General features: G+C 67.3%; 22 protein-coding genes and 2 pseudogenes. 16 read left to right on the top strand and 8 right to left on the bottom strand.

The window, feature by feature from the left end:
* Positions 1-106: 106 nt before the first annotated feature.
* Both IHQ52_RS05910 and IHQ52_RS05905 read left to right on the top strand, forming a co-directional pair.
* Positions 107-466, top strand: coding sequence for a DUF485 domain-containing protein (locus IHQ52_RS05910; protein ID WP_006436856.1), 360 nt, complete (start codon positions 107-109; stop codon positions 464-466).
* On the top strand, positions 463-2,106 hold the full coding sequence (locus tag IHQ52_RS05905; protein ID WP_006436857.1) for a solute symporter family protein: 1,644 nt from the start codon (positions 463-465) through the stop codon (positions 2,104-2,106). Before IHQ52_RS05910 ends, IHQ52_RS05905 begins: the two co-directional genes overlap by 4 nt.
* Before the next feature lie 102 nt (positions 2,107-2,208).
* Here the strand turns inward: IHQ52_RS05905 and IHQ52_RS05900 are convergent, their stop codons facing one another.
* Both IHQ52_RS05900 and IHQ52_RS05895 read right to left on the bottom strand, forming a co-directional pair.
* Positions 2,209-3,621, bottom strand: a complete 1,413-nt coding sequence (locus IHQ52_RS05900; RefSeq protein WP_191834701.1) for an amidase — start codon at positions 3,619-3,621, stop codon at positions 2,209-2,211.
* Positions 3,618-4,259, bottom strand: a complete 642-nt coding sequence (locus tag IHQ52_RS05895) for a TetR/AcrR family transcriptional regulator (protein WP_191834700.1) — start codon at positions 4,257-4,259, stop codon at positions 3,618-3,620. The genes IHQ52_RS05900 and IHQ52_RS05895 overlap by 4 nt, the downstream gene beginning before the upstream one ends.
* 90 nt (positions 4,260-4,349) lie before the next feature.
* Here IHQ52_RS05895 and IHQ52_RS05890 point away from each other — a divergent pair, with 90 nt between their 5' ends.
* The gene (locus tag IHQ52_RS05890; protein WP_191834699.1) at positions 4,350-5,612 is read left to right on the top strand and encodes an MFS transporter; all 1,263 of its coding nucleotides are present in this window, start codon (positions 4,350-4,352) and stop codon (positions 5,610-5,612) included.
* A gap of 17 nt (positions 5,613-5,629) precedes the next feature.
* On the opposite strand, the gene IHQ52_RS05885 is transcribed toward IHQ52_RS05890, so the two are convergent.
* Entirely contained in the window at positions 5,630-6,244 is a 615-nt protein-coding gene (locus tag IHQ52_RS05885) for a TetR/AcrR family transcriptional regulator (RefSeq protein ID WP_191834698.1), read from the bottom strand.
* 196 nt (positions 6,245-6,440) lie between these two features.
* Here IHQ52_RS05885 and IHQ52_RS05880 point away from each other — a divergent pair, with 196 nt between their 5' ends.
* The 7 genes and pseudogenes from IHQ52_RS05880 (at position 6,441) to IHQ52_RS05850 (ending at position 13,904) form a co-directional block, all read left to right on the top strand.
* Positions 6,441-7,634 (top strand): acyl-CoA dehydrogenase family protein, encoded by a 1,194-nt coding sequence (locus tag IHQ52_RS05880; protein ID WP_238064143.1) that lies wholly within the window; start codon positions 6,441-6,443, stop codon positions 7,632-7,634.
* Between the two features lie 49 nt (positions 7,635-7,683).
* Positions 7,684-8,796 carry an acyl-CoA dehydrogenase family protein gene (locus IHQ52_RS05875; RefSeq protein ID WP_006436863.1) on the top strand — a complete coding sequence of 371 codons (1,113 nt, stop codon included), beginning with the start codon at positions 7,684-7,686 and terminating at the stop codon, positions 8,794-8,796.
* A gap of 362 nt (positions 8,797-9,158) precedes the next feature.
* Entirely contained in the window at positions 9,159-10,814 is a 1,656-nt protein-coding gene (gene istA / locus IHQ52_RS05870) for an IS21 family transposase (protein WP_232513133.1), read from the top strand.
* A gap of 4 nt (positions 10,815-10,818) precedes the next feature.
* On the top strand, positions 10,819-11,619 hold the full coding sequence (locus IHQ52_RS05865) for an ATP-binding protein (protein WP_238064142.1): 801 nt from the start codon (positions 10,819-10,821) through the stop codon (positions 11,617-11,619).
* Between the two features lie 67 nt (positions 11,620-11,686).
* Positions 11,687-12,612, top strand: a pseudogene (locus IHQ52_RS05860) (IS30 family transposase); the annotation flags it as partial.
* A 306-nt stretch (positions 12,613-12,918) separates the two neighbouring features.
* A complete protein-coding gene (locus tag IHQ52_RS05855; protein WP_006436864.1) occupies positions 12,919-13,347 on the top strand; it encodes a DUF350 domain-containing protein in 429 nt (142 codons plus the stop codon).
* Positions 13,348-13,433: 86 nt separating this feature from the next.
* Entirely contained in the window at positions 13,434-13,904 is a 471-nt protein-coding gene (locus IHQ52_RS05850) for an SRPBCC family protein (protein WP_006436865.1), read from the top strand.
* 6 nt (positions 13,905-13,910) lie between these two features.
* Here IHQ52_RS05850 and IHQ52_RS05845 read toward each other — a convergent pair whose 3' ends face one another.
* On the bottom strand, positions 13,911-14,711 hold the full coding sequence (locus IHQ52_RS05845; protein WP_238064141.1) for an HAD-IIA family hydrolase: 801 nt from the start codon (positions 14,709-14,711) through the stop codon (positions 13,911-13,913).
* Positions 14,712-14,811: 100 nt separating this feature from the next.
* Between IHQ52_RS05845 and moeA the strand changes: the two genes are divergently transcribed.
* The 5 genes from moeA (at position 14,812) to IHQ52_RS05820 (ending at position 21,106) form a co-directional block, all read left to right on the top strand.
* Positions 14,812-16,071, top strand: a complete 1,260-nt coding sequence (gene moeA / locus IHQ52_RS05840; protein WP_006436875.1) for a molybdopterin molybdotransferase MoeA — start codon at positions 14,812-14,814, stop codon at positions 16,069-16,071.
* A gap of 86 nt (positions 16,072-16,157) precedes the next feature.
* Positions 16,158-16,886 (top strand): phosphatidylserine decarboxylase, encoded by a 729-nt coding sequence (locus IHQ52_RS05835; protein ID WP_006436876.1) that lies wholly within the window; start codon positions 16,158-16,160, stop codon positions 16,884-16,886.
* 12 nt (positions 16,887-16,898) lie between these two features.
* Positions 16,899-18,071, top strand: coding sequence for a CDP-alcohol phosphatidyltransferase family protein (locus IHQ52_RS05830; protein ID WP_191834696.1), 1,173 nt, complete (start codon positions 16,899-16,901; stop codon positions 18,069-18,071).
* The gene (locus IHQ52_RS05825; protein WP_191834695.1) at positions 18,068-20,335 is read left to right on the top strand and encodes an AAA family ATPase; all 2,268 of its coding nucleotides are present in this window, start codon (positions 18,068-18,070) and stop codon (positions 20,333-20,335) included. The genes IHQ52_RS05830 and IHQ52_RS05825 overlap by 4 nt, the downstream gene beginning before the upstream one ends.
* A 117-nt stretch (positions 20,336-20,452) precedes the next feature.
* Positions 20,453-21,106, top strand: a complete 654-nt coding sequence (locus IHQ52_RS05820) for a TetR family transcriptional regulator (RefSeq protein WP_006436879.1) — start codon at positions 20,453-20,455, stop codon at positions 21,104-21,106.
* A gap of 30 nt (positions 21,107-21,136) precedes the next feature.
* On the opposite strand, the pseudogene IHQ52_RS05815 reads toward IHQ52_RS05820, so the two are convergent.
* Positions 21,137-21,283, bottom strand: a pseudogene (locus IHQ52_RS05815) (oxidoreductase); the annotation flags it as partial.
* Between IHQ52_RS05815 and IHQ52_RS05810 the strand changes: the two are divergent.
* Positions 21,271-21,708, top strand: a complete 438-nt coding sequence (locus IHQ52_RS05810; protein WP_238064140.1) for a hypothetical protein — start codon at positions 21,271-21,273, stop codon at positions 21,706-21,708. The pseudogene IHQ52_RS05815 and the gene IHQ52_RS05810 overlap by 13 nt on opposite strands.
* A gap of 101 nt (positions 21,709-21,809) precedes the next feature.
* Here the strand turns inward: IHQ52_RS05810 and IHQ52_RS05805 are convergent, their stop codons facing one another.
* The 3 genes from IHQ52_RS05805 to IHQ52_RS05795 all read right to left on the bottom strand — a co-directional run bounded on the left by IHQ52_RS05805 (position 21,810) and on the right by IHQ52_RS05795 (position 25,510).
* On the bottom strand, positions 21,810-22,445 hold the full coding sequence (locus tag IHQ52_RS05805) for a TetR/AcrR family transcriptional regulator (RefSeq protein WP_191834694.1): 636 nt from the start codon (positions 22,443-22,445) through the stop codon (positions 21,810-21,812).
* A gap of 197 nt (positions 22,446-22,642) precedes the next feature.
* Positions 22,643-24,163 carry a class I adenylate-forming enzyme family protein gene (locus IHQ52_RS05800; RefSeq protein WP_024500244.1) on the bottom strand — a complete coding sequence of 507 codons (1,521 nt, stop codon included), beginning with the start codon at positions 24,161-24,163 and terminating at the stop codon, positions 22,643-22,645.
* 165 nt (positions 24,164-24,328) lie between these two features.
* Positions 24,329-25,510 carry an aromatic ring-hydroxylating oxygenase subunit alpha gene (locus IHQ52_RS05795; protein ID WP_096272938.1) on the bottom strand — a complete coding sequence of 394 codons (1,182 nt, stop codon included), beginning with the start codon at positions 25,508-25,510 and terminating at the stop codon, positions 24,329-24,331.
* Between the last annotated feature and the right edge of the window lie 139 nt (positions 25,511-25,649).

Genomic DNA, 25,649 nt, shown 5'->3' with positions numbered 1-25,649 from the left:
CCACGACACCCGATTGCGGTGTGATCTGGGCCTCAATCAGGCTGTTCCCCGAAGAGCCATCACCGTGGGGCTCCACCACCGTGGCACCATCACCTTGGAGGACAGTGTGTCGAACATCGACCAACCAGCAGCGGCACCACCGCATGCGCCGACGGGCGAGCAGTTCATCGAGATGCAGAACAGCCCTCAGTTCCAGGAACTGAAGGCACGGCTGCGCAAGTTCATCTTCCCGATGACCGCGTTCTTCCTGATCTGGTACGCGGTCTACGTGCTCCTCGGCGCCTTCGCGCATGACTTCATGTCGATCCAGGTCTGGGGCAACATCAATGTCGGCCTGATCCTCGGCCTGCTGCAGTTCGTGACCACGTTCGTCATCACCGGCCTGTACGTGCGCTTCGCGAACCGCGAACTCGACCCGCGCGCCGAGGCCATCCGCAACGAGATGGAAGGCGGACCGTCGCTGTGAACACCTCCGTACACACCACCACGCTCGCCGCCACTGTCGGCAGTCCGGCCGCCAACATCGCGATCTTCGCCGCGTTCGTGGCGATCACGATGTACATCGTCATCCGGGCGAGCAAGAACAACAACTCCGCCGCGGACTTCTTCACCGGCGGCCGTGGCTTCTCCGGACCGCAGAACGGGATCGCCATCGCCGGCGACTACCTGTCGGCCGCCAGCTTCCTTGGTATCGCCGGTGCCATCGCGGTCTACGGCTACGACGGCTTCCTCTACTCCATCGGCTTCCTCGTCGCCTGGCTGGTGGCTCTGCTGCTCGTCGCCGAATTGCTGCGCAACACCGGCAAGTTCACCATGGCCGACGTCCTCAGTTTCCGCCTGAAGCAGCGGCCGGTCCGTCTCGCGGCGGCCATCTCGACCTTGGCGGTCTCGCTGTTCTACCTGCTCGCCCAGATGGCCGGTGCCGGTGGCCTCGTCGCCCTGCTCCTCGACATCGAGGGCCGCGTGGGCCAGTCGATCGTGATCGCCGTGGTCGGGGCGCTGATGATCGTCTACGTCCTCATCGGCGGCATGAAGGGCACCACCTGGGTGCAGATCATCAAGGCGGTACTGCTCATCAGCGGTGCGGCGATCATGACCTTCATCGTCCTCGCCAAATTCGGCATGAACCTGTCCTCGATCCTCGGCTCGGCCCAGGACGCCATCTCCGGCTCGGCGAGCGAAAAGGTGGCCGCCCGTGACGTTCTCGCGCCCGGCGCCCAGTACGGCGGTTCGCTGGAATCGAAGATCAACTTCCTGTCGCTGGCCATCGCGCTGGTCCTCGGCACCGCGGGCCTGCCGCACGTGCTGATGCGTTTCTACACCGTGCCGACCGCGAAAGAGGCTCGTAAGTCGGTGGTCTGGGCGATCGCGCTCATCGGCGCCTTCTACCTGTTCACCTTGGTCCTGGGTTACGGCGCAGCCGCTCTGGTCGGTCCGGACAAGATCCTCGCCGCCGCCGGCGGACAGAATGCGGCGGCACCGCTGCTGGCGTTCGAGATCGGCGGCGTGGTGCTGCTCGGCATCATCTCGGCGGTCGCCTTCGCCACGATCCTCGCCGTCGTCGCCGGTCTGGCGATCACCGCGTCGGCGTCCTTCGCCCACGACATCTACGCGTCGGTCATCAAGCGCAACAGGGTGAGTGAGGACGACCAGGTCCGCGTCTCGCGCTACACCGTCGTCGTGCTCGGCATCCTCGGCATCGTCCTGGGCATCCTGGCCAACGGTCAGAACATCGCCTTCCTCGTGGCACTGGCCTTCGCCATCGCCGCGGCGGCGAACCTGCCGACGATCGTGTACTCGCTCTACTGGAAGCGGTTCAACACCCGCGGCGCCCTGTGGAGCATGTACGGCGGCCTGATCTCCACGATCGTGCTGATCGTCTTCTCGCCGGCCGTCTCCGGTTCGTCGACCGCGATGATCCCCGGCGCCGACTTCGCCTGGTTCCCGCTGGCCAACCCCGGCATCGTCTCGATCCCGCTCGCCTTCGTCCTCGGCATCATCGGCACGCTGACCAGCCCGGCGGACACCGGCACCCCCGAGCGCAATGCGGAGATGGAGGTTCGCTCGCTCACCGGCATCGGCGCGGAGAAGGCAGTGCAGCACTAGCCTTTCCGGCAGACCCACCCCTTTTCGGCAGAATCACCACCCTTCCAGGTGGTGATTTTGCCGATTAGGGGTGGGTTTGTCAGCGGAGGGCGATACCGACGCTCAGGCGTCCTGAATCCGCGCGAACGGGCGGGCCGCCTCGAGCTCGAACGCCAACTCCAACAGCGTGCGCTCATCGCCGAGGTCGGCCGAGAACTGGATTCCGACCGGCAGCCCCGACGTCGACTGCCCCAGCGGCAGACTGATGGCCGGGGTTCCCGACGTGTTGTTGGCGGGCGTGAACGCGACGTACCGGGTCAGACGATCCATCGCCTCGGCGAAATCGACACCCGGGTCGAGGTATCCGATCTCCGGAGGTAGGTGCGCGAGAGTCGGCGACAAGATCACGTCGAACTGGTCGTGCAGCGAGCGGAAAGCGGCCGTGGAGCGACGGAGTCCGCGGATCGACGACGGCATGCGATAGAAGTGGCGCAGCGCGTTCCGCGACAGGCCGCGCGTGAACGTGTCCAGCTTCTTGCGGTCGAACCCCTTGTCGTGCAGTCGCTTACCGGTACGGTCCAGCGCGAACGCCAACAGCGACCAGTAGTCGATGAACTGCCGGATGTAGGCGCGATCGACGGGCAACGGCACCATTTCCGTTCGGTGACCGAGGGATTCGACGAGCTCGGCGACATCGGTGACGCACCGTTGGGTGTCGCGATCGAGCAGCTGGCCGGTGATCGGTTCGGTGATCAGTGCGATCCGCAGACGCTTGGTACCGGGCCCCTCGACGAGACCCACCGGCGGCAGGCCGGGCGCGGGACGGAAACCCTGGGAGTCGTCGAGGAAGCGGGCGGTGTCGCGCACCGAACGGCTCACGATCCCGTTGCACACGAGATCGATCGGGGCGTCCTCGGTCTGTTTCGCCGACGCGGTGCGACCCCGAGTCGGTTTGAGACCGACCAGACCGCATGCGGCAGCGGGGATTCGGATCGAACCGCCACCGTCGTTGGCATGCGCGATCGGCAGGGCACCCGCGGCCACGAGCGCAGCGGACCCACCCGACGAGCCGCCGGCGGAGTGGTCGGTGTCCCACGGATTGCGCGTCGGCTCGCGGTCGACATACTCCGTCGTGGCGGTCAGCCCGAAGGCCGGCATGTTCGACGCGCCGACGAAGTTGACGCCCGTCGCCAGGAACTGGTTGGTGAAGGCCTCGTTCGCCACGGCCGGGTTCGGAGCGACCGCCGCCGACCCATGACACGTGGGGAGACCCGCGAAGTCGGTGTTGTTCTTGATGATCGACGGCACGCCGCCGAACGACCCGAGCGGGAAGTCGTTGTCGACGGCACGCTTCCGGGCCCGTTCGCGGTCGTCGAAGGCGATCGCGTTCAGCTGCGGATTGACCGCGTCGATCCTGGCGAGGGCCGCTTCGACCGCCTCGGCTGCCGAGATCTCCCGGGAGGCGATTGCCGCGGCGATGCCGACCGCGTCCAGATCACCGAGTGCGTCGTCTCGGAACGCGTGAACCTTCTTCATGCCCGGACCCTATCGCCCGGAAGCGGGTCTCCGGGGCGGCTGGAGAACATCGAGACGACATCGTCGATCAACTCGGCGACATACGCATCGTCGACGGCCAGGCCGAACACCGCGTGGTGGTAGAGCGGCGCGATCACGTGGTCGAGCAGCTGCCGCACCGACGGCGCCGACTCGCCACGCGCGCGGGCCCGCGCGATCATCTCCTCCGCCTGCTCACGGCGGATCTCCCAGCACGGGCACACCTCGACGACGTCGTCGCGGGCCGCGACCATCGCCCGCAGGTACGCCCGGCGCTTGGGTCGGCCGATGTCGGCGGCTATGACGCGCGCCCACTCCGCGACGTCCTCGCGCAGCACCCCGGTGTCGGGAAGCGGTTCGCCCTGCGTCAGGGCGGCGACCGCCACCTCACCCAGGAGCACGTCGATCGACCCCCACCTGCGGTAGATGCTGGTCGGGTTGACCCCGGCGAGGTCGGCGACCTCGGGAATGGTCATCGTGTCGCGTTGTCCGGCGCCGACGAGCTGGCCGACCGCGGCATAGACCGCCGACTGCACCCGCGCACTCCGGCCACCGGGCCGCCTCGCGCGCGGCGCCGCATCCGCGGAGTCCGACTGCGACGTTGTGCTTCCCATAGCCATGCGACCATTATTGCAAATCGAATTGCTTTTGGAAGCGATCCCTGCCTATCGTCGTGCTTAATGCAACTGCGTTTGCGTTAAGGAGACGAGATGGCACCGCTACATCCCCACCGCGCGTTCTGGCTGATCGCGGCCACCTACGTGATGGTCCTCTTCGCCTCCGCCGCGCCGTCGCCGCTCTACCCGATCTACCAGGAGCTCTGGGGGTTCTCGTCGCTGACGCTGACCCTGGTCTTCGCGGTGTACGTGGTCACGATGCTGATGAGCCTGCTGACGGTCGGATCGCTGTCGGATCACATCGGCCGACGCCCGGTGCTCGCCGTCGCGCTCGTCTTGCTGATCGCCAGCATGGTGCTGTTCGTCGCGGCCCAGGACGTGGGCACGCTTCTCGCCGCCCGCGCACTCCAGGGCCTGGCCACCGGCGCGGCGATGGGCACCCTCACCGCGACCACCGTCGACCTCCAGCCCACCGCTCGCCTCGGCTCGACGATCATCGGCGCCGCACCGGCGTTCGGGCTCGCCGCCGGCGTCGGTGTCACCGGCCTGCTCGTCGAGTACGCGCCCGCGCCGCGAATCCTGGTCTACGAGATCATTCTCGGCTTCTTCGCGATGCTTCTCGCCGCTCTGCTCATCATCCCCGAGACGCGCGAGCGCGAGGGATTCCGCTCACGCCGCCACCTCGCGGTCACCCTCGCCCCCCAGGTTCGCGTGCCCCGTGAGGTACGTCCCGTGTTCTTCGCCGCGGTGCCCACCCTGGTGGCCACCTGGTCCCTCGGCGGGCTGTACCTGTCGCTCGGATCATCCGTTGTCGCACGGGTCTTCGGCGTCACCAACCACGGTGCGGCCGGACTCATCCTCTTCACGTTCTTCGCCAGCGCGACCATCACGTCCCTGGTCATCACGGGACGGCCGTCGACGGTCAAGCAGGCCGTCGGCTACCCGACCCTCGCCGCGGGCGTGCTGATCTCGCTGTCCGGCGTGCTGACCGAGGCCCTGCCGCTCTACATCCTCGGTTCTATCGTGGCCGGTTCCGGATGGGCGGCGACCTTCCTCAGCGCGATGGACAACATCACCGCCGCGACACCGCCCGCCCAGCGCGGGCAGGTCTTCTCGTCGGTGTTCGTCGCGAGCTACCTCGCGTTCAGCGTGCCGGCGGTGATCGCGGGGGTTGTCCTGTCCCACATCGGTCTTCGCGCGACGATCATCGGCTATGTCGGCTACGTCCTGGTGGTCGCACTGTTCGGCGCGGTACTCGCCCTCCTCATGCGTCGTGCCGCCACGAGAGCCGACCGCGCCATCGCCACGATCGGCGACACCGGCCCACGACAACCGGTGGCGGCCGGCGAACCCTGACCGACGGGCCAGTACAGCTAGTCCCGGTCCCGCAGACCCACCATCCGGGTGGCCAGCCGCGCGTAGAACTTCCCCATCTCCTCGGGCGGGAGCGAGTTCTCGGCGCGATACCACCGCGCGAGGTCGATACCCATCGACAGCATGGCGTTGGTGGTGGCCTGCGAATCGGCAGCATCGAAGTCGCCGTTCTCGATACCCGCATCGACGATCGCCCGCACCCGGCGGGTGATCTCCCGTCGCAGCTCCATGACCGTCTCGAGGTGATCGGGCGCGAGCGAGGCCAGTTCGTAGTTCACGACGCGAGCGCGGACGTGCTCGCGCGCATGATGCTCGGTGAACGCACCGATGACCGTCGCCAGCCGGTCACCCGGCGACGACGCCGGATCATCGACCTCGTCGATCATGTCGAGGATGCTTCGATGCCCGGCGTCGGAGAGCTCGAAGAGGAGCTCCTCCTTGGAGCGGAAGTGCACGTAGACGGCGGCCGAACTCATCTGCGCCCCGTTGGCGATGTCCCGGGTCGTCGTGGCGTTGAAGCCCTTCGCCGCGAACGCCTCGACGGCGGCGAGCAGGAGTCGTTGCCGGGCCGCGACCGGTTGCACCCGGGTCGTCGGTTCGGTCGACGAGACCATGTACGCCTCCTCGAATTAGCTCGGCGACCATGCGCCAACCTTGCCGATTGACACCGCCCACGCGGCGCGGCATAGTGCAACATATCACTAAGCAAGCGCTTAGTCAGCGGCGGTCTTCCCGGTCTTTCCAGGTAGGCGGTCCGCGACCGGTGTCGCCGAACACCCGGCAACCCCCGACAGGAGTAGAGAAGAACCCATGCACCTGAAGTTCAGTCCGGAGGAAGAGGCGTTCCGCGAGGAACTGCGCAGCATCTTCGCGAAGGTCCCCGAGGACATCCGCAAGCGGAACGAAGAGGGCAACCTCAACCACCCCGACGACATCGTCACCGCCTCGCGCGTCCTCAACGAGCACGGCGTGCTGACTCCGAGCTGGCCGATCGAGTGGGGCGGCAAGGACTGGACGCCGATCCAGCACCACATCTACCGCGAGGAGATGAGCCTGGCGTTCGTCCCCGACCCGCTGCCGTTCAACGTCAGCATGATCGGTCCGGTCATCGCGCAGTTCGGGTCGCAGGAGATGAAGGAGAAGTTCCTCCCCCAGACCGCCAACCTCGACATCTGGTGGTGCCAGGGGTTCTCCGAACCCGAGGCCGGCTCCGACCTCGCCTCGCTGAAGACCCGCGCGGTCCTCGACGGCGACCACTACGTCATCAACGGTCAGAAGACCTGGACGACGCTCGGTCAGTACGCCGACTGGATCTTCCTGCTCGCCCGGACCAACCCGGATGTCAAGAAGCAGGCCGGCATCAGCATGTTCCTGATCCCGATGGACACCCCCGGCATCGAGCTGCGCCCCATCCAGCTCATCGACGGCAGCTATGAGGTCAACGAGGTCTTCTTCAACGACGTCCGCGTGCCCGTCGAGAACATGGTCGGCGAGGAGAACAGCGGCTGGACGCAGGCCAAGTTCCTGCTCGGCAACGAGCGCAACGGCATCGCCCGGGTCGGCTACACGAAGTCGAAGCTGGCGCGCGCCAAGGAACTGTCCAGGGAGGTCCGGACCGCCAACGGCACGCTGCTCGACGACCCGCTGTTCGCCACCCGCCTGGCCGAACTGGAGAACGAGCTGCTCGCCCTCGAGATCACCCAGCTCCGCGTCGCCGCGTCGTCGGCCGACGGCAAGCCGAACCCGGCGTCGTCGCTGCTGAAGCTCAAGGGAAGCCAGCTGCAGCAGGCCGCCATGGAACTCATCGCCGACATCGCCGGACCGGACTCGCTCCCGGTCGCCGGGGTCGACGTCGACGCCGCGAACGGCAGCGCAGCGGTCACCTCTCCCGAGTGGGCCCAGCTCGCCGCCCCGACCTACCTGAACTACCGCAAGGTCTCGATCTACGGCGGTTCCTCCGAGGTCCAGCGCCAGATCATCGACAAGGCGGTCCTCGGTCTCTGACCGCCGGCCCCGCTGACCTCACTTTCGACTTCACAGACCAAGGACGACAATGGATTTCGAGCTTTCCGAAGAACAGGGGATGTTGCGCGACACCGTGCGCGAGGTCCTCACCAAGACCTACGACGTGGAGACCCTCCGCAAGGTGACCGACACCGATCTCGGCTGGAGCGAGAAGGTGTGGAAGTCGCTCGCGGAGATCGGCATCCTGGGCCTGACCTTTCCCGAGTCCGAGGGCGGCATGGACGCCGGACCGGTCGAGTTCACCAGCGTGATGACCGAACTCGGTCGCGCCCTGGCACCCGAGCCCTACCTGGACTCGGTGCTCGTCCCGGGCTCGCTCCTCGAGGCCGCCGACGACGCGACCCGCGGCGAGCTGCGTCAGGGCCTCGCCTCCGGCGAACTGCTCATGGCCTTCGCCCACAACGAGCCCGGCGACCGCTGGCCAGTGGCCGCGGTGGCCACCACTGCCACCGCCGACGGCGTGCTCAACGGCACCAAATCCCTTGTCGGACACGGCGACGCAGCGCACAAGCTGATCGTCTCGGCGCGCGCCGGCGACGAGGTGGGCCTGTTCCTCATCGACGCCGACGCCGAGGGCGTCACCCGCACCCCCTACCGCACGCACGATCGTCGACGCGGCGCCGAGATCACCTTCAACGACGCGAAGGGAACGCGCCTCGGCAGCGGCGACGCGTCGGAGCTCATCGCCAACGCGGAGATCGGCATCCAGACCGCGCTGTGCGCCGAAGCCCTCGGCGCGATGGAACGCAGCCTCGAGCTGACCGTCGAATACCTCAAGTCGCGCAAGCAGTTCGGCGTTCCGCTGGCGACCTTCCAGGCGCTCACCCATCGCGCCGCGGACATGTACGTCCAGCTCGAACTCGCGCGCAGCCTGGTGCTGTACGCGACGACCGCACTCGCCGACGGCATCGCCGACGCGGCCATCGCCTCGCGGGTGAAGCTGCAGACCGTTCGCTCGGCACGCCTCATCGGCCAGGAGGCCATCCAGATGCACGGCGGCATCGGCATGACCGCCGAGTACCCGATCGCGCACTACGTGAGCCGCCTGACCGCGATCAGCCACACCCTCGGTGACGCGGACGCGCACGTCACCAAGCTGTCGAAGGACCTCGGTTCCTACGACATGCTCAGCGTCGGCTGACGCATCTCCTCGCTCCCTGAGGTGCGAGCTTGCGAGCCACGAAGGCTGGTGACATTCTCACCAACCCTTCGTGGCTCGTCGCTTTCGCTCCTCACACCTCAGTACCCGCGGCCTGCTGGCCGTCGTGAGGACGAAAGAACTCGTGCTACCCACGGAAGTGTCGCGCTCTCCGCGGTTCTGGCGACGAATGCCCCACAGCGGGTCTCGCGATCGGAAATTCGCGTCTGTCATTTGCCACCGTGAAGGGACCACCTGGGCTGATTGTTTGCCATAGGGATGGGACCACCTGGATTGCCAGTTATGGGACCACCGGCGCGTCGCGCTGGTGGTCCTTCATTTTGTCCGTTGACTCGGCCGTGACGATGTTCACGGAAGGGGCCGACGGCATGGGCTACCGGGAGGTTGCAGTGGAAGAGATCAGAGAAGTCCTGCGGTTGTGGTTGGGCCTTGCGGTGGGGTTACCGGCGCCGGGTCTGCGCACGATCGCCGCGCGTGCGGGTGTCGATAGGAAGACGGTGCGACGCTACATCGCGGCGGCGCAGGCGGCGGGGTTGACGCGCGATGTCGGTGCGTCGGCACTGACCGATGAGTTGCTCGGTGCGGTGGTGGCCGGGGTGCGTCCGGCGCGGCCGAAGGGTCATGGCCAGGCGTGGGAAGCGTTGGTGCCGTTCAGCGAACAGATCACGCAGTGGGTGAGGGGAGGAACGCCGGAGAATCCAGAACCGTTGACGGTGACGAAGATTCACATCCTGCTGGCCCGTCAGGGGTGTGTGGTCCCGTATCGGACGCTGGTGCGGTTCGCGACCGAGTGCTGTGGGTATCGCCGCACCACGACCACGGTGCGGGTGGCCGATGGGGATCCCGGGGTGGAGTGCCAGATCGACTTCGGCTACCTCGGGATGCTCGATGATGCGGCAACAGGTAAGCGCCGCAAAGTGTTCGCGCTGGTGTTCACCGCCGTGTACTCGCGGCACACGTTCGTGTGGCTCTCACACACCCAAACCCTGTCAACGATCCTCGAGGGCTGTTCAGCGGCGTGGGAGTTCTTCGGCGGCGTGTTCGCTGTGATCATTCCGGACAACATGAAACCTATTGTCACCCAAGCAGACACCCTCAATCCGAGGTTGTCTCGGGGCTGGTTGGACTACGGCCAGCATGCCGGGTTCGTCACCGACACCGCCCGAGTCGCCACACCAACCGACAAGCCGCGGGTAGAACGCACCATCCACTACGTGCAGAACAACTTTTGGGCCGGTGAGCGATTCTCGAGCCTGCCCGATGCCCAGGCCGCCGCGGTGGCGTGGTGCCAGAGCACCGCGGGGCTGCGGATTCACGGCACCACCGCCGCCGCGCCAGCGGTGCTGTTCGACACAGACGAGCGCGCCCACCTGTTACCGATACCGGCCGACTACGACGTACCGATCTTCAAAACTGTCAAGGTGCACAGAGACTTTCACGCCTCGGTCGGCAAAGCACTGTACTCACTGCCCGAAACCTGGATCGGCTCGACACTGGACGTTCGCCTGGACAGCGAAGCGGTGAAGTTCTATCACCGCGGCGAGTTGGTCAAGCAACACCCGCGCCAGCCCGCCGGTGGGCAGAGCACCGACCCCAACGACTACCCCGCAGACAAGGCCGCCTACGCGCTGCGCAACATCAGCAAGCTGCAGGCCACCTGCGAGCATCACGGCCCCCATATCGGGCTCTACGCGGCCCGTATCGTCGACGACCCGCGCCCGTGGTCTCGGGTGCGGGCGGTGTACACCCTGCTCGGCCTGGTGCGCACCTACGGGCCCGGACCTGTCGATGCTGCCTGTGCCACCGCCCTGGAGTTCGATGTCATCGCCGTGCCCAAGATCGCCTCGATGCTTGAGCAGGCCACCGAGAACACCACCCCGGACATGCCCGTGGCCGCCGGGTCGGAATCGTCTCGCTTTGCCCGCGACCCCTCCGAATACGCAACCAACAGAACACAGTTGACACTTGTTCCTAACCCCGACAACACCATTCAGGAGTGAACCGATGACCCGAACCACCAACAGTGTGCCCGAACCTGTCGGCGCCGACATGCTCGGCCTGCTCAAAACCCTCAAACTCGGAGCCCTCGCCGACACCCTGCTCCAACGCGCAGCCCTGGCCCGCCAACACAAAACCTCGCACCTGACGTTCCTGCAACAATTGCTCGCCGATGAAGTCTCACGGCGTGAATCCAGCTCCGCCGCCAGACGATCAGCCAAGGCAGGTCTCGACCCCAGCATGCGGATCGACAACTGGCGCGCGGCAGACGATCTACTCTACGACCGCCCCCTGCTCGAGGACCTCACCACCCTGCGGTTCATCGACGCCGGCCACTCCGCGATCCTGCTCGGCCCCGTCGGAGTCGGCAAAACACACCTAGCAAACGCGTTGGGCCACATGGCCATCGGCCGACGCAAAACAGTGCTGTTCGCGCGAGCGGACAAACTGTTCCACCGGCTCAAAGCCGCCCGCCTCGACAACAGCGTCGACGCCGAACTCCGCCGCATCACCGCCGTCGACATCCTGATCATCGACGACTTCGCACTCAGAGCGCTCGACGCGACCGAAACCAACGACTTCTACGAACTCATCGTCGAACGCCACCAGCAGACCAAGACCACCATCGTCACATCCAACCGAGAACCCGCCGAATGGCTCACCATGACCGCCGACGCGCTACTGGCCCAATCGGCCATCGACCGACTCACCTCACGCGCGCACACCCTCGTCATCGAAGGCCCCTCCTACCGCCAACGACACCGACCCGGACTTGACCGACCCAACCCCGCAGAGCATCCTCAATAACGCGCCAAGGTGGTCCCATCCTCGTGGCAATCCAGGCGGTCCCATAGCAGTGGCAAATGACACTCGAATCGCGGCGTTGTTGGGGCGGCCGCGGTCGACCATTACTCGCGAATTGGACCGAGGCAGAACGAATCCGGGCCAACGGTACCGCGCGGTGATCGCCCAAGCTGCGGTCGAGAACAAGGCACGACGACCCAAGGTGATGAAACTGCAGCCGGGTACGGCGTTGTGGAACGAGGTGGCCTCGCGGTTACGGAAACGGCATAGTCCTGAACAGATCAGCAACTGCTTGCGGATCGATTTCCCCAGCGAACCGGAGATGTGGGTGTCACACGAAACGATCTACCAAGCGCTCTACGTCCAAGGGCGTGGCAGCCTGCGTGAGGAGATCAAACGTGCGTTGCGCAGCGGCCGCGTCCGCCGGATACCCCAGGGACGCACGACACGGCCTGGACCGGTCAGGAACATGGTCAACATCAGCGAACGGCCAGCCGAGGCGAACGATCGTGCGGTCCCTGGGCACTGGGAAGGCGACCTGATCATGGGTGCGGGAAACAGATCGGCGATCGGCACTTTGGTCGAGCGCACACCGGCTTCGTGATGCTGCTACACCTGCCTGACGACCACTCCGCTGCCACTGTGGCAGAGGCGATGACTGCCGCGATTCCCAAGATTCCCGAGGTCATGCAGCGTTCGCTGACCTGGGACCAAGGATCCGAGATGGCGCTGCACACCAAGATCACCGAAGCGACCGGTTTGCCGATCTACTTCTGCGATCCACACAGTCCCTGGCAACGAGGCACCAACGAGAACACCAACGGGCTACTGCGCCAATACTTTCCGAAAGGCACGGACCTCTCAGTGCATGGGCCCGGAATCCTGGCCAACGTCGCAGCCGAACTCAACGGTCGGCCACGTAAACGCCACAACTGGAAGACACCCACCGAAGAACTCGACCGGTTACTACAATCCGACGAGTCATCTGTTGCATAGACCCCTTGAAAGCGCCCCCTCGGAGGATGCTCACGGGGACGTGTCCGTCAACGACTCGCCGCATCACGAAGTGCTTCGCGCCGCCGGCTCATCTGGCCACCGAGCCCGCGTCAGTGAGAAAGAAATGAGGTCGCACGCGACGTCACTTCGCCGCGTACCAGTCGCGGGTGCCCGGCGGATCGGTGGCGGGTTCTTCCGGATCAGGCAGCGGGTCGTCGTTCGGCAGGCGCTTTCGTGTCGGCGACCACTTACCCCCACCCACCGATACTGTTTCCTCAGCACACTCGGCGATGGAGAGGGACTCGGATGGAACTGCTGCGTGACAATCTGGCCGCCGGGGCGTCCTTCAGCCTCGTCGGGATCGCCTTGCTCGTCCTCGGATTCGTGGCGCTCGACCTGGTGACCCCCGGCCGTCTGCGGCAGCTGGTGTGGGTCGACCACAACCGCAACGCGGTCATCCTCACCACGTCGATGGTGATCGGACTGTCGATCGTGCTCGCCTGTTCGGTCGTCGACACCGAACTCCTCGCACTGTGGCGCGCGCTCCTCTACACCGCCGCCTACGTCGTCCTGACGATCGCCGTGATGATGTGGTCGTTCGTGCTCATCGACTGGCTGACCCCCGGCAAGCTGGGCACGCTGCTCCTCGAGAACGACGAGCACCCCGCCGGGTGGATCACCGCTGCCGTATTCGTCGGCATCGGCGCCGTCATCGGCATCACACTGCTGGTCTGAGCCCCTCCGTCGCACCGATCGCGCTTGTTGACGGTCCGCCAACAACGTATTGACGGTGCGCCTACAAGCCCATACTGTTGGCGACCATGACCGCATCACTCATCGAAGAGTCCATCGACATCGACGCCACTCCCGCACAGGTGTGGTCGGTGATCTCCGATCTCCAGCGTATGGGCGAGTGGAGCCCGCAGTGCAAGAAGATGATCATCCGCGGCGGCACCGTCGGGTTGGGGACGAAGACCATCAACATCAACCGCCGGGGACCGCTGGTGTGGCCGACCACCTCCAAGGTCGTGCGCTTCACGCCGAACCAGGAGATCGCGTTCCGCGTGGCCGAGAACCGCACCGTGTGGAGCTACACCATCACCCCGAACGGGTCGGGCGTCACCGTGACCGAACGTCGTGAGCTGAACGGCACCACCACCAAGGTGTCGTCGGTCCTCGTGGACAAGGTCATGGGCGGCACCGAGTCCTTCGAGGCCGAACTCAAGCTCGGCATGGCCGAGACCCTCGGCAAGATCAAGCGCGCCGCGGAGAGCAAGCTCGACCGCGTCTGAGGGCCATCAGGTTCGGCTGATCTTGTCGATCAGCTCGGGGAGGTCGGCCACCGAGTCGATGACGTGGTCCGGGTAGGGCCCGAACTCGTCACGCTGCAGCGCGTTCAGCGCCTCCTCGCGGAACTTGCCGGTGCGTACCAGCACACCGATCAGCGCCGACGCCTGCGCGCCCAGGACGTCGTTGTGCATGTCGTCCCCGACCATCACCACCTGGTTGGGCTCCAGCCCTAACATGTCGGTGGCGGCCCGGAACCCGAGTGGCGACGGTTTGCCGATCGCCTTGATCTTCTTGCCCGATGCCTTCTCGAGGCCCTCGAGGTACACGCCGGTGTCGATCGACAGCCCGTCGGCCGTCGACCACGTCATCGAACGGTGCATGGCGATGACCGGCACGCCGTCGAGCAGCATCTCGAGCACCTTCGACAGCGCGTGGTGGGTGAACACGGGCCCGGCCCCACCGAGAACCACGACCTCCGCGTCCGACGGGTCGTCGGTGAGTTCGACGCCGGTCATGTCCTCCGCGATCGGCCCCTGGTTGAGAACCCACACCCGCTTTCCCGGGAAGGTCGACGCCACATACTCGGAGGTCAGCTTCGCGGCGGTCAGGATCTCGCCGGCGTCGACGAAGAAACCGCAGTCGTTCAGCAGTTCCGCGATCTCGTTGCGCGAGCGCGAGGTGGTGTTGGTCAGGAACATCCGCGGGATCTTGCGGTCGGCGAGTCGGGAGACGGCCTCCACCGCGCCGGGCAGAGCCTTCCACGAGGTGACCATCACCCCGTCGATGTCGAGAAGCAGACCCAATGCCATGGGCACGAATGTAGTCCGCGGTCCCCGGCGACGCAGTGCAGGCATCCCGCGAATCGGGGACCGCGGCGAGACGCGACCGCCCACCTGGCATCCTGAGCGCATGCGTACCGTCGCAGAGCATCAGGCCGTCGTCGCGGCGCTGTTCGGCCCACCCGTCCCCGTCCGGCTGCCCGTCCCGGAGGCACTGGGCCGGGCAACGCTCGCCGACGTCGACGCACCACTGTCGCTGCCCGGCTTCGACAACTCCGCGATGGACGGATTCGCCGTCCTCGCCGCGGATCTCGCCTCCGCCGGCCCCGACTCCCCCGTCACACTGCCCGTCGCCGCGGACATCCCGGCCGGGCGCACCGACACCCTCACGCTCGCGCCCGGCACCGCGCACCGGATCATGACCGGCGCCCCGTTGCCGGCCGGCGCCGACGCGGTGGTGCCGGTGGAACTGACCGACGCGGTGATCGGCCCGGTCGCGGCCGCCGAGACGGTCACCTTCACGGCACCGGTCGAGTCCGGCAAACACATCCGGCGCGCCGGGTCCGACATCGGGCGGGGAGCACGGGCACTGCCCGCCGGCACCGTGATCGGCGCGCCGCAGGTCGGGCTGCTCGCCGCGCTCGGGATCGTCGAGGTCACCGTCGCGCGCCCGCTGCGCGTCGAGGTCCTGTCCACCGGTTCGGAACTCGTCGAACCCGGAAACCCGTTGCAGCACGGCCAGATCTACGAATCGAACGGGGCGATGCTCACCGCCGCGGCCATCGAGGCCGGCGCGCTCGGCCGGCATGTGCACTTCGTGCCGGACGACACCGGCGACTTCCTCGCGCGTCTCGACGAGGTCGCCGGCGAGGCCGACCTGATCATCACGTCCGGGGGTGTGAGTGCGGGCGCCTTCGAGGTCGTGAAGGACGCGCTGTCGGCCACCGGTTCCGTCGAGTTCGTCAAGGTCGCGATGCAACCGGGCATGCCGCAGGGGTGCGGTCACCACGTCGCGTCCGCCGGGTCCGACGGGACGGCCGGACCCACCGTGCCGATCATCACACTGCCGGGCAACCCGGTCAGCGCCCTGGTGTCCTTCGAGGTCTTCATCCGGCCCGCCCTCCGCACCGCGACGGGGTTGCCGCCGCACCGGCCTCGTGTGACCGCGCGCCTGGGCGCCGACATCCGCTCACCGCAGGGCAAGAGGCAATTCCTGCGCGGAGTCCTTCGGACGGACGAGGGCGGATCGGGCGTCGTCGTCGATCCGATCGGGCCGCCCGCGTCCCATCACCTGCGGTTCCTCGCCGAGGCCGATGCGCTCATCGACGTGCCCACCGAGACCGACGGCCTGGCCGCCGGATCTCCGGTCGACGTGCTCGTCCTGCGCTGAGCTCTAAGCTGGACCGGAGTCGCACCCACCGTGGTGCACGAGGTTTCATCGAGTCGCCCCACACCGGGCACAACAGGAGGTAGATCGTGGCCAGACGTCCGCGTCCGGACGAGGGCAACACCGGCCGTGTCGCCCATTTCCTAGACCTGGCCCGCGAGACCATCCCACCGATCCATCCGGCGGGTATCCCGTTCGTCGCCGCTCCCGCGGCGGTCGCGCTCCTCGGGCGCCGCCACCGCTGGATCGCTCGCCCCGCGGCCCTCACCGCCGGCGCCTGTGCCGCCTTCTTCCGCCACCCCGGCCGTATCCCGCCGACCGAGCCGGGCGTGGTCGTCGCCCCCGCCGACGGCACGATCGCGCTGGTCGACGAGGCGGTGCCGCCCGCCGAATCGGGCCTGGGCACCGAGCCGCTGCCCCGCGTCTCGACCTTCCTGTCGATCTTCGACGTCCACGTGCAGCGTGTGCCCATCGCCGGTACGGTCACCGCGGTGACCCACACGCCCGGAGCATTCCTCTCCGCGGACCTGCCCGAGGCCAGCCGCGACAACGAGCGCACCACGATGACCATCCGCACCACGGCGACCGGCGGAGGGGCGGGGCCGGACCTGGCGGTCGTCCAGATCGCCGGACTCGTCGCACGCCGGATCGTCTGCGATCCGGAGGTCGGCGACACGCTGCGTCTCGGCGACACCTACGGGCTGATCCGCTTCGGCTCCCGGGTCGACGTCTACTTCCCCGAGGGCACCACTCCCCGCGTCTCGGTGGGTCAGCGCGCCGTCGGCGGCGAGACCCCGTTCGCCTACCTGGATCTCTGACCCGGCCCGCCCGTGAACCCCCCAGCAGCGAACTCCTCCGACGGCCACTCCGGACTCCGGGCCGGTGGCCCCGGGATCCGCCGACCGACCCGACCCTCCACGACCCGCAACCCCACCGCGCGGTCGGCACGACGCCAGGCGCAGGCCCACGCCCCGACACCGGCGGCGCCACGGGAACCCGAGCGGCGTCGCGTCCGCCGAGAGGCGCAGGCCGGGCGCATCATCATCCCGTCGTCGCTGACGATCCTCGCGATCTGCGCCGGACTGACGGCGATGCGCGCGGCGACCACCGGTGACATCGACGCCGCCATGGGTCTGCTCGTGGCCGCGGCCTTCCTCGACGGCATCGACGGACGGGTCGCCCGGCTCATGGGCGCGACCAGCCGGATCGGCGCCGAGATCGACTCCCTGGCCGACGCGATCAACTTCGGCGTGGTGCCGGCGATGATCGTCTACTTCCACCTGCTCGAGGGCCAGGATCTCGGTTGGGCGCTGGCGCTCGTCTACTGCTGCGCGGTCGTGCTGCGCCTGGCCCGCTTCAACACCCTGCTCGACGACGAGGAGGCACCCGGCTACACCAGGGACTTCTTCGTCGGCGTTCCGGCGCCCGCGGCCGCCATCGCCGCGCTGCTGCCGATCGGTCTCGCCCAGCAGTTCGGTGAGGGCTGGTGGACGTCGCTTCCCGCCGTCGGCGGCTGGCTGGTCCTGGTGGCCTTCCTCGCCGTCAGCCGGGTCCCGACCGCGTCGCTGAAGACCGCGTCGATCCCGCCCCGCGCGGTCGCCGGTCTCCTCGTCCTCGTCGCGGTCGGCGCGGCACTCCTGCTGACCTACCCGTACGTGCTGATGATGATCGCGATCCTCGGTTACGCGATCCACATCCCGTTCGCGTGGCGCTCACGGCGCTGGGTCGCCTCCCGACCGGAGTACTGGGAGGAGAGGCCCGCCGAACGTCGCGCACAGCGGAAGGCGTCGAAGACCGAGCCCGACGGCCGTCGACGACGCCCCGTCCTCAAGTCGCAGCGCCGGCTCGGCCTCAACCGTCCGACCGGCACCCCGGCCATTGCTCACCAGCCCACTGATCACCAGCCCGCTGATCGCCCGACCGAGGACGACACCGCGGACCGGAACGCCGCGACCGCCGGCGCTGGACCGGTGGCCGCCGAAGCCGAAAGCGAGACCGAGTGAGCTCACAGGTGTCCCTGACGCTGACCGCGCGGCTCAACACCTCCGCGGCCGAGGCCCGGCGCGGCATCATCCGGGTCCATCCCGAGGTGCTGACCGCGCTGTCGCTGCGGGAATGGGACGCCGTGTCGATCACCGGCGCCCGCGTGACCGCCGCGGTGGTCGCGGCGACCGGCGCGGCGTCGCCGACCGGGATCGCGCTGCTCGACGAGATCCTCTTCTCCAACGCCGGGGTCAGAGAGAACGCCTCGGTGGTGCTGGCACCGGTGGTCGTGCACGGGGCGAGCCGGGTGATCGTGAACGGTTCGGTACTGGCCACCCAGTCGATCACCGAGTCCACGCTCCGGCGCGCGCTGCTCGGCAAGGTGCTGTCGGTCGGCGACGCGGTGTCGTTGCTGCCGCGCGACCTCGGCCCCGAACTCGCCGCCACCGAGGCGACGCGCGCCCTGGCCCGGTCCGTCGGCATCACCTGGACCACCGAACTGCTCACGGTCACCGGCACCGATCCCGGCTCCCCCGTCAGCGTCCAGACCAACACCGCGGTGTTGTGGTCGACGACCGCCGGCGTGGTACCCCCGCTCGGCGACCGCACCGGTTCACCGCGTCTTCCGGGCGCACTCGGCATCGTGCCCGAGGCGCAGGTCAGCGCACCCGCCCCGGCGACCGCGGCCGGCGTCGGCCGCCTCCCGGTGGAGGAGCCGGACGTCCCGGTCCGGCCGGTGTCCGAGCTGGTCGGCGTCGATTCCCAGATCACCAAGCTCACCGAATGGCTGGCGATCACGCTCGACGAGCCCGACGTGCTGCGCACCCTGGGAGCCGCACCCCGCCTCGGTGTCCTGGTGACCGGGCCGGCCGGCGGCGGCAAGGCGACAGTGGTGCGGTCGGTCTGCGCGAAACGCACACTCGTCACCGTCGACGGCCCGACGACCGGCGCGACCGAACCCAACACCCGCCTGCGCACGGTCTCCGACGCCGTCGCCCAGGCCCGCGCGACCGGTGGGGTCCTGCTCATCACCGACGTCGACGCCCTGTTGCCGTCCGAACCCGAGCCGGTCGCCACCCTCATCCTCGACGAGTTGCGGTCGGGCATCGCCGACGGTCGCATCGCACTCGTCGCGACCACGGCCGAGCCGGTCCGCCTCGACTCGCGCCTTCGCGATCCGTCGTTGTGCGACCGCGAACTGATCATCGGCCTACCCGACGCCGCGACGCGGGCGCGGCTGATGTCGGCGATCCTGTCGACGGTTCCGACCGAGGGCGACCTGGACCTCGACTCGGTGGCCGCACGCACGCCCGGCTTCGTCGCCGGCGACCTCGCCGCGCTCACCCGGGAGGCCGCGCTGCGCGCCGCCACCCGTGCCAGCAACACCAGGTCCGAACCGGCACTCCGCACCGAGGACCTGGTGGGCGCGCTCGACGTGATCCGCCCGGTCTCACGGTCGGATTCACCCGAGGTGGCCCTGGGTTCGATCACGCTCGCCGACGTCGGCGACATGGTCGAGACCAAGCAGGCCCTGACCGAGGCCGTGCTGTGGCCGTTGCAGCACCCCGACACCTTCGCCCGTCTCGGCGTCGACCCGCCGCGCGGTGTGCTGCTCTTCGGCCCGCCCGGCTGCGGCAAGACCTTCGTCGTGCGGGCGCTCGCCGCGTCCGGCCAGTTGTCGGTGCACACCGTCAAAGGTGCTGAGCTGATGGACAAGTGGGTCGGCTCGTCGGAGAAGGCGGTCCGTGACCTCTTCGCCCGCGCACGGGAATCGGCGCCGTCGCTGATCTTCCTCGACGAGGTCGACGCCCTCGCTCCCCGCCGCGGACAGTCCACCGACTCCGGGGTCGGCGACCGCGTGGTGGCCTCGCTGCTCACCGAACTCGACGGGGTCGAACCGCTGCAGGACGTGGTCGTGCTCGGCGCCACCAACCGGCCCGATCTCATCGATCCCGCTCTGCTGCGGCCCGGACGCCTCGAACGACTGGTCTTCGTACCGCCGCCGGATGCCGCCGCCCGCGGTGACATCCTGCGCGCCAGCGGCCGCGACGTCCCGCTCGACGACATCGACCTCGACGAACTCGCGGCCGACCTCGACGGCTATTCCGCCGCAGATTGTTCGGCGCTCCTGCGCGAAGCCGCCCTGTCGGCGATGCGCCGGGACATCAACGCCGCCGCGGTCACCGCCGACGATGTCACCGAGGCCCGGCGACGGGTCCGCCCCTCCCTCGACCCGGTCCAGGTGGAGGAGCTCAGGGCGTACGCCGAGCGCCGCCTGGACTGACCGGAGAGAATCGCCCCCACCACATGGACGATCGGTCACGCAGAAACTACTGTGGTTAGGTCAGATGCGGGCGCGCATAAGGTGTGCCGCACTTTGTGACGCGCTGAGAGGGGAACAATGGCACGGCCGTCCAAGCCGTTGATCAGTCGCGATGCCGCCGTGATGGCATCGATCGAGATCATCGACTCCGAAGGGCTCGACGCCTTCAGCCTCCCCAAACTCGCCAAGCATCTCGGGGTCCGCGCGCCGTCGTTGTACCACCACTTCGACGACAAGAACGAGATCCTCACCGAGGTCGCCCGGTACATCGCCGGCACCGCGGTGCGCCGGCCCCGGATGAAACCCGGACCGGACTGGCCGGAGTTCTTCGTGAACCTGGCCCTGAACTTCCGGCAGTCGATCCTCCGTCATCGCAATGCCGCACCGGTTCTGCTGCAGCACCTGCCCCGCGACCTGTTCACCGCCACCTACGAGGACACCGCCGAGTTCCTGCTGGAGTCAGGAGTCCCCGTCGACCTGCATGTCCGCATCCTCGACGGCATGGAGACGCTGTCCATCGGCGCGGTACTCATGGAGGCGATGCGGCCGCCGCGACCGCGCTCGGCGATCTTCCCCAACGTGTCGGCCGATTCGCAACCGCTTCTCGCCGAGGCGTTGTCGAAGAACGAACTGACCCAGAAGCAGCTGTTCGAGGCGATGATGCGGAGCTTCCTGCACGGCATCATCCGGGATCACGACCTCCCGGCCGCGGACGAGGTCGCAGCGGGCTGACGATGGGCGCGCTCGGACGGTCCTTTCGGGTCAGAGATCCAGAACCAGCCGCGCCGAGCAGCTGCGCGAGACGCAGACCATCATGCAGTCGTTCGCGGGCTGCTCGTCGTCGTCGAGCACCGAATCCCGGTGGTCCGGAACGCCGTCGAGGACGGTCTGTTCGCATGTTCCGCAAGAAGGAACTCATCATCAACGCCGCCGGTAAGAACATGTCGCCGGTGAACATCGAGGGCAAACTCAAGAGCGCATCGCCGCTCATCGGCCAGGCGTGTGTCTTCGGCGACCGGCGCCCGTACAACGTCGCACTGATCGTCCTGGATCCGGACGCCGCGGACACCTACGCGGCCGCGCACGGACTCGCCGACGGCTCCCCGGCGACACTGGTCGCGGATCCTGCCCTGCAGGCCGTGATCGCCGAAGCAGTCGAGCGTGCCAATGGTCAGCTGTCGCGGGTCGAGCAGGTCAAGCACTATCGGCTGCTCGCCGACGAGTGGCTACCGGATTCCGACGAACTGACACCGACCATGAAACTCAAACGACGCGCAGTCGCCGAAAAGTACGCCTCGGTCATCGACGAGGTCTACTCCGAGAGTTCGCCGTAGCCACCGAAACCGCCCCTGGAACCACCCTCTGTAGCCGCGCCGACGTGGCGTCGTCGGGCAGTCTGTGGAGGGCGGATTTCGAGGGCGCTTTGCGGTTCGGACTATGACTTGGCGGTGGCGGCCGGGACCGCGCTCGGCAGGAACGCCGGAAGAACGAAGTTACGCAACATGTCCCGGTGTTCGGGGTCATCCGGACGGTCGAAGTCCAGACGCCCGACGAGGATGAACTGGACGAGCGCGATCCACTCGGCCATCTTCTCCTTGTCGACGTCCCGGCGAATCTCGCCGCGCTCCATCGCCCGTTCGATGACGGGGTCCCACATCTCCGCGGTCAACCGCGCGGCGAGACCCGAGGCGCCGACCAGGGGCTCGGCCATCTGCATGTGCTCGGGACTGACGAGGATGCGGATCAACGGATCCCGACGTCCGCGATCGACCAGGAAGATCAGACCCTCGACGAGCTGGTCGGCGAAGGACTCCTTCTCCAGCAGGAACTTCCGCGCCTTGGCGAACAGCATCCGCGAGCGCCGTTCGATGATGGCCGAGATGAGGGTGTCGCGGTCGCCGAAGTAGCGGTAGACGGTCGGCCGGGACACGCCGGCCTCGCGACCGATGTCGTCCATCGTCGTCTTCGATACGCCGTATCGCTGGAAAACCTTCTCCGCAGCGACCATGATCTGTTTACGGGCCTCATCGACGTCCTCGCTCAGGACGTTGCCCGTCTTTCTGCGTGCCACGTGTGTGCACCTCCCTCAAGCGATGTTACAACGGACAAACTGTGTCATCTGTCCGCGAGGCGGAAAAAATCGAGACAGCCTCGTCGTCCGTGGCGTCGAGCCAGGCCGACAAGCAAAACGACCGAGGTGCGGATGTCCCTCCGCAACCTCGGCCGTCTCACACCCAGCGCGTATCCCGTCTAACGCACGCGCACCCCTCAGCGCACGCGATCGAAGCGAGTGTCCACGTCCTTGTACTCGTCCCGGATCACCGTCTTGGCGATCTTTCCACTTGGGAGCCGGGGCAGCGGGTCCTGCCGGATCACCACGTAGCGGGGCACCTTGAAGTCGGCCAGGACCTGCTGGCAGTGCTCGACGATCGTCTTCTCGTCGACGTCGCCCGAGGTCGTCACGATGGCCGCCGGCGTCTCGCCGAACCGGTCGTCGTTCGCCGCGATCACGGCGACTTCCTGGACACCGTCGATGGCGCCGATCGCGATCTCGAGTTCCACCGGCGAGATGTTGATGCCGCCGGAGATGATGAGGTCCTTGAGACGATCGACGAACTTCACCCGACCCTCTTCGTCCGCCTCGCCCAGGTCACCGCTGTGCAGCCAGCCGTTCCGGAGGGCCTGCGCGGTGGTCTCGGGGTCGTTCCAGTATCCGGGGGTCACACCCGGGCCGCGGACGACGAGCTCGCCCTCTTCGCCGGGCGCCGCTTCCTCACCCTTGTCGTTGAAGACCTTGACCTCGGTGAAGATCGACCCGGTGCCGCACCGATCCGGGTACTCGAAGGCCTCCTCGCGGATCGTCGCGGTCGCGACGCCGCCCGCTTCGGTCATGCCGTAGATCTGGCGCAGCAGCACGCCCTTGTCGCCCCAGCGCTTGAGCAACGGCACCGGCACCGCGGCGCCGCCGACGATCGCGGTCTTGAGGGAACTCAGGTCCGCGTCGGCGAACTCCGGGGCACGCGAGATGGCCTCGAAGATCAGCGGAACACCGAAGATGGCTTCCACCGAGTGCTTCTCGAGGAGCTTCACCGCGTTCGAGGGGTTCAGTTCCGGCTCGATGACCAGCGTGCCGCCCAGAACCGTCGTGATCAGGAGTCCGTACACCAGACCCGGGGTGAAGGCGAGCGGCAGGACCAGCAGCGTGGTGGTTCCCGGCCGGAAGCCCTCCTCGGTGAGCGTGTTCTCCAGGACGATCGACGTGAGGGTCTGATTGGTCAGGATCACCCCCTTGGACAGACCGGTGGACCCACTGGTGAACAGCACGGTGGTCGGCTCGTCCCGATCGAGATCGACCCGGAAGTCGTCCGCACTCCCGCTACGCAGCGCCTCGAGCTCGGCGTAGGTGACCACGGTGAACGGTTCACCGATCGCGGCGGTGTCCTCGGCGAGCTGTTCGAAACCCGGCGCAACGATCACGACGCCGATTCCCGCGTCGTCGGCGATCTTCCGCAGCTCCGCCGGACGGTAACGGCTGTTGAGCGGAACCAGGACACCACCGGACTTGAGCGCACCGAGGGCCGCGACCGGCCACTCGAGCGAGTTCGGCCCGAGCAGGCCCACCCGGTCACCCCGGGCGACTCCCTTGTCTTCCACGAGGAGGCGGGCGATGCGGCTGCTCCAGTCCCGGAGCTCACGGTAGGAGATCTCGGACTCGGAGAACACCACGGCGGTGGTGTCACCCTTGGTCCGGGCCCACCAGTCGAGGGCTTTGCCGATGGTTGCGGTCATGATCGTACTTTCTTCTATGTCAACGGGTTTCGATGCGACCGAGGGGCGCGGCCGCCGCACTGCGAGAATCCGGCGGGACGACCGGCCCCCCAATCACCTAACGCTTATAGGATAAATCGGACTTCGCCGACACGGGCCGATTCGGCCGAACCGACCCCCCGGCGATCACGAACCGGCGGCGCGTCCTTCGGCGACCAGCCTCTTGGTCTCACGACGGAAGACCTGGTTGGCGATCTCGTTGCGGCCCAAGAGCATCTCACCGGCGTCGGCACTGCCCATGCCCACCTGTGAATCGCGCAGCAACGGGAAATCCTCCTGATGCAGAACCGCGAGCAGGATCTCCCAGTTCTTGTTCCACAGGCGCTCCCAGCGCTCCTGTTCCATTCCGCTGTCCTCGACCGACGGAACGATCAGACGCTGCTCCATCCGCGACTTGGTCGGGTCGGTGGGATGCGGCCGGAAGGTCAACAGCTGGAAGTGATCCGGCTGGCGGAGCAACGTGCTGTTCGGCCCGAGCCAATGGGTCTCGGTGACGTACTTGTCCAGCGGCGCGTCACCGGGATCCTCTTCTAGGAACCGGTCGATCGTCTTGCGCGGCGCGATGAACCGGCAGTGCCGCCCGAAGTCCTCGAAGGCCATCACGTTGGTGTGGATGATCTTGCCCGCGGTGTTCGGGTGCGCGTACTGGATGTGGTAGCCGTCCAGGAAGGCGTCCTGCATGATCTTCCAGTTGGTGGGCTCGTCGAAGCCCCCCGCCCGGAAGCACACCAGCTTGTCCAGGTTGTACTCGGCGAGCATCGTGTCGATCTCGGGACCGAGCCACGCCGCGACGTCGATCTCGGCCGAGGCGTTGTCGACGACCCAGATGAATCCGTGACGCTCCTCGGTCGGGATCTCGATGAGTCCGTGGTCGGAACGATCCACGTCGCCGAAGGTCGAGTCGCGCGTGATGGTCCGCAGCGATCCGTCCGGGTCGTAGGACCAGCGGTGGTAGCCACACGAGAAGATCCGGCAGCGCCCCTTCTCGCTCTTCTCGAGCATCGCCCCGCGATGCCGGCAGAGATTGACGAACGACCGGACACTGCCGTCCTTCTGCCGCACCACGATGATGTTGTTCCGCGGCATCTGGACCGTGACGAAGTCGTTGGGCCGGGAGATCTCGCTGCCGTGCGCGACGATCGAGGGCACACGGCCGAAGATGTGGTCGCGCTCCTCCTTCGCGAGCACCGGATCGGTGAACTCTTCGGACTCGAACTGGACGATCTCGTCGAACTTGTCCGTCGTCTCGTTGCGCAGGAGATCCAGCGCACGCCTGATTCGATCTTGACGGGGAAGCGAAGTGGTCATGATTCCCTCCGTGGAGGAGCGGTTGTCTGCGAGTAGGGATGCACCCGGCGGGCTGCCGCGGATACGGACCTAAACCTACAGTAATAAGTTTTATGGGGCAACGGTGCGGCCTGGGTACCGGTGCGGCGAGCGGGGAACA

The organism is Gordonia amicalis, from assembly GCF_022059885.1.
Lineage (GTDB): Bacteria > Actinomycetota > Actinomycetes > Mycobacteriales > Mycobacteriaceae > Gordonia > Gordonia amicalis.
This window is presented reverse-complemented; position numbering and strand designations above follow the sequence as displayed.

Excerpts from the sequence above, each read along its gene's own strand:
- IHQ52_RS05895 (WP_191834700.1), bottom strand. The coding sequence starts at position 4,259 with ATGGCTATGGGAAGCACAACGTCGCAGTCGGACTCCGCGGATGCGGCG.
- IHQ52_RS05855 (WP_006436864.1), top strand. The coding sequence starts at position 12,919 with ATGGAACTGCTGCGTGACAATCTGGCCGCCGGGGCGTCCTTCAGCCTC.
- istA (WP_232513133.1), top strand. The coding sequence starts at position 9,159 with ATGTTCACGGAAGGGGCCGACGGCATGGGCTACCGGGAGGTTGCAGTG.
- IHQ52_RS05850 (WP_006436865.1), top strand. The coding sequence starts at position 13,434 with ATGACCGCATCACTCATCGAAGAGTCCATCGACATCGACGCCACTCCC.
- IHQ52_RS05865 (WP_238064142.1), top strand. The coding sequence starts at position 10,819 with ATGACCCGAACCACCAACAGTGTGCCCGAACCTGTCGGCGCCGACATG.
- IHQ52_RS05795 (WP_096272938.1), bottom strand. The coding sequence starts at position 25,510 with ATGACCACTTCGCTTCCCCGTCAAGATCGAATCAGGCGTGCGCTGGAT.
- IHQ52_RS05875 (WP_006436863.1), top strand. The coding sequence starts at position 7,684 with ATGGATTTCGAGCTTTCCGAAGAACAGGGGATGTTGCGCGACACCGTG.
- IHQ52_RS05820 (WP_006436879.1), top strand. The coding sequence starts at position 20,453 with ATGGCACGGCCGTCCAAGCCGTTGATCAGTCGCGATGCCGCCGTGATG.
- moeA (WP_006436875.1), top strand. The coding sequence starts at position 14,812 with ATGCGTACCGTCGCAGAGCATCAGGCCGTCGTCGCGGCGCTGTTCGGC.
- IHQ52_RS05885 (WP_191834698.1), bottom strand. The coding sequence starts at position 6,244 with ATGGTCTCGTCGACCGAACCGACGACCCGGGTGCAACCGGTCGCGGCC.
- IHQ52_RS05810 (WP_238064140.1), top strand. The coding sequence starts at position 21,271 with ATGTTCCGCAAGAAGGAACTCATCATCAACGCCGCCGGTAAGAACATG.
- IHQ52_RS05900 (WP_191834701.1), bottom strand. The coding sequence starts at position 3,621 with ATGAAGAAGGTTCACGCGTTCCGAGACGACGCACTCGGTGATCTGGAC.
- IHQ52_RS05800 (WP_024500244.1), bottom strand. The coding sequence starts at position 24,163 with ATGACCGCAACCATCGGCAAAGCCCTCGACTGGTGGGCCCGGACCAAG.
- IHQ52_RS05890 (WP_191834699.1), top strand. The coding sequence starts at position 4,350 with ATGGCACCGCTACATCCCCACCGCGCGTTCTGGCTGATCGCGGCCACC.
- IHQ52_RS05880 (WP_238064143.1), top strand. The coding sequence starts at position 6,441 with ATGCACCTGAAGTTCAGTCCGGAGGAAGAGGCGTTCCGCGAGGAACTG.
- IHQ52_RS05845 (WP_238064141.1), bottom strand. The coding sequence starts at position 14,711 with ATGGCATTGGGTCTGCTTCTCGACATCGACGGGGTGATGGTCACCTCG.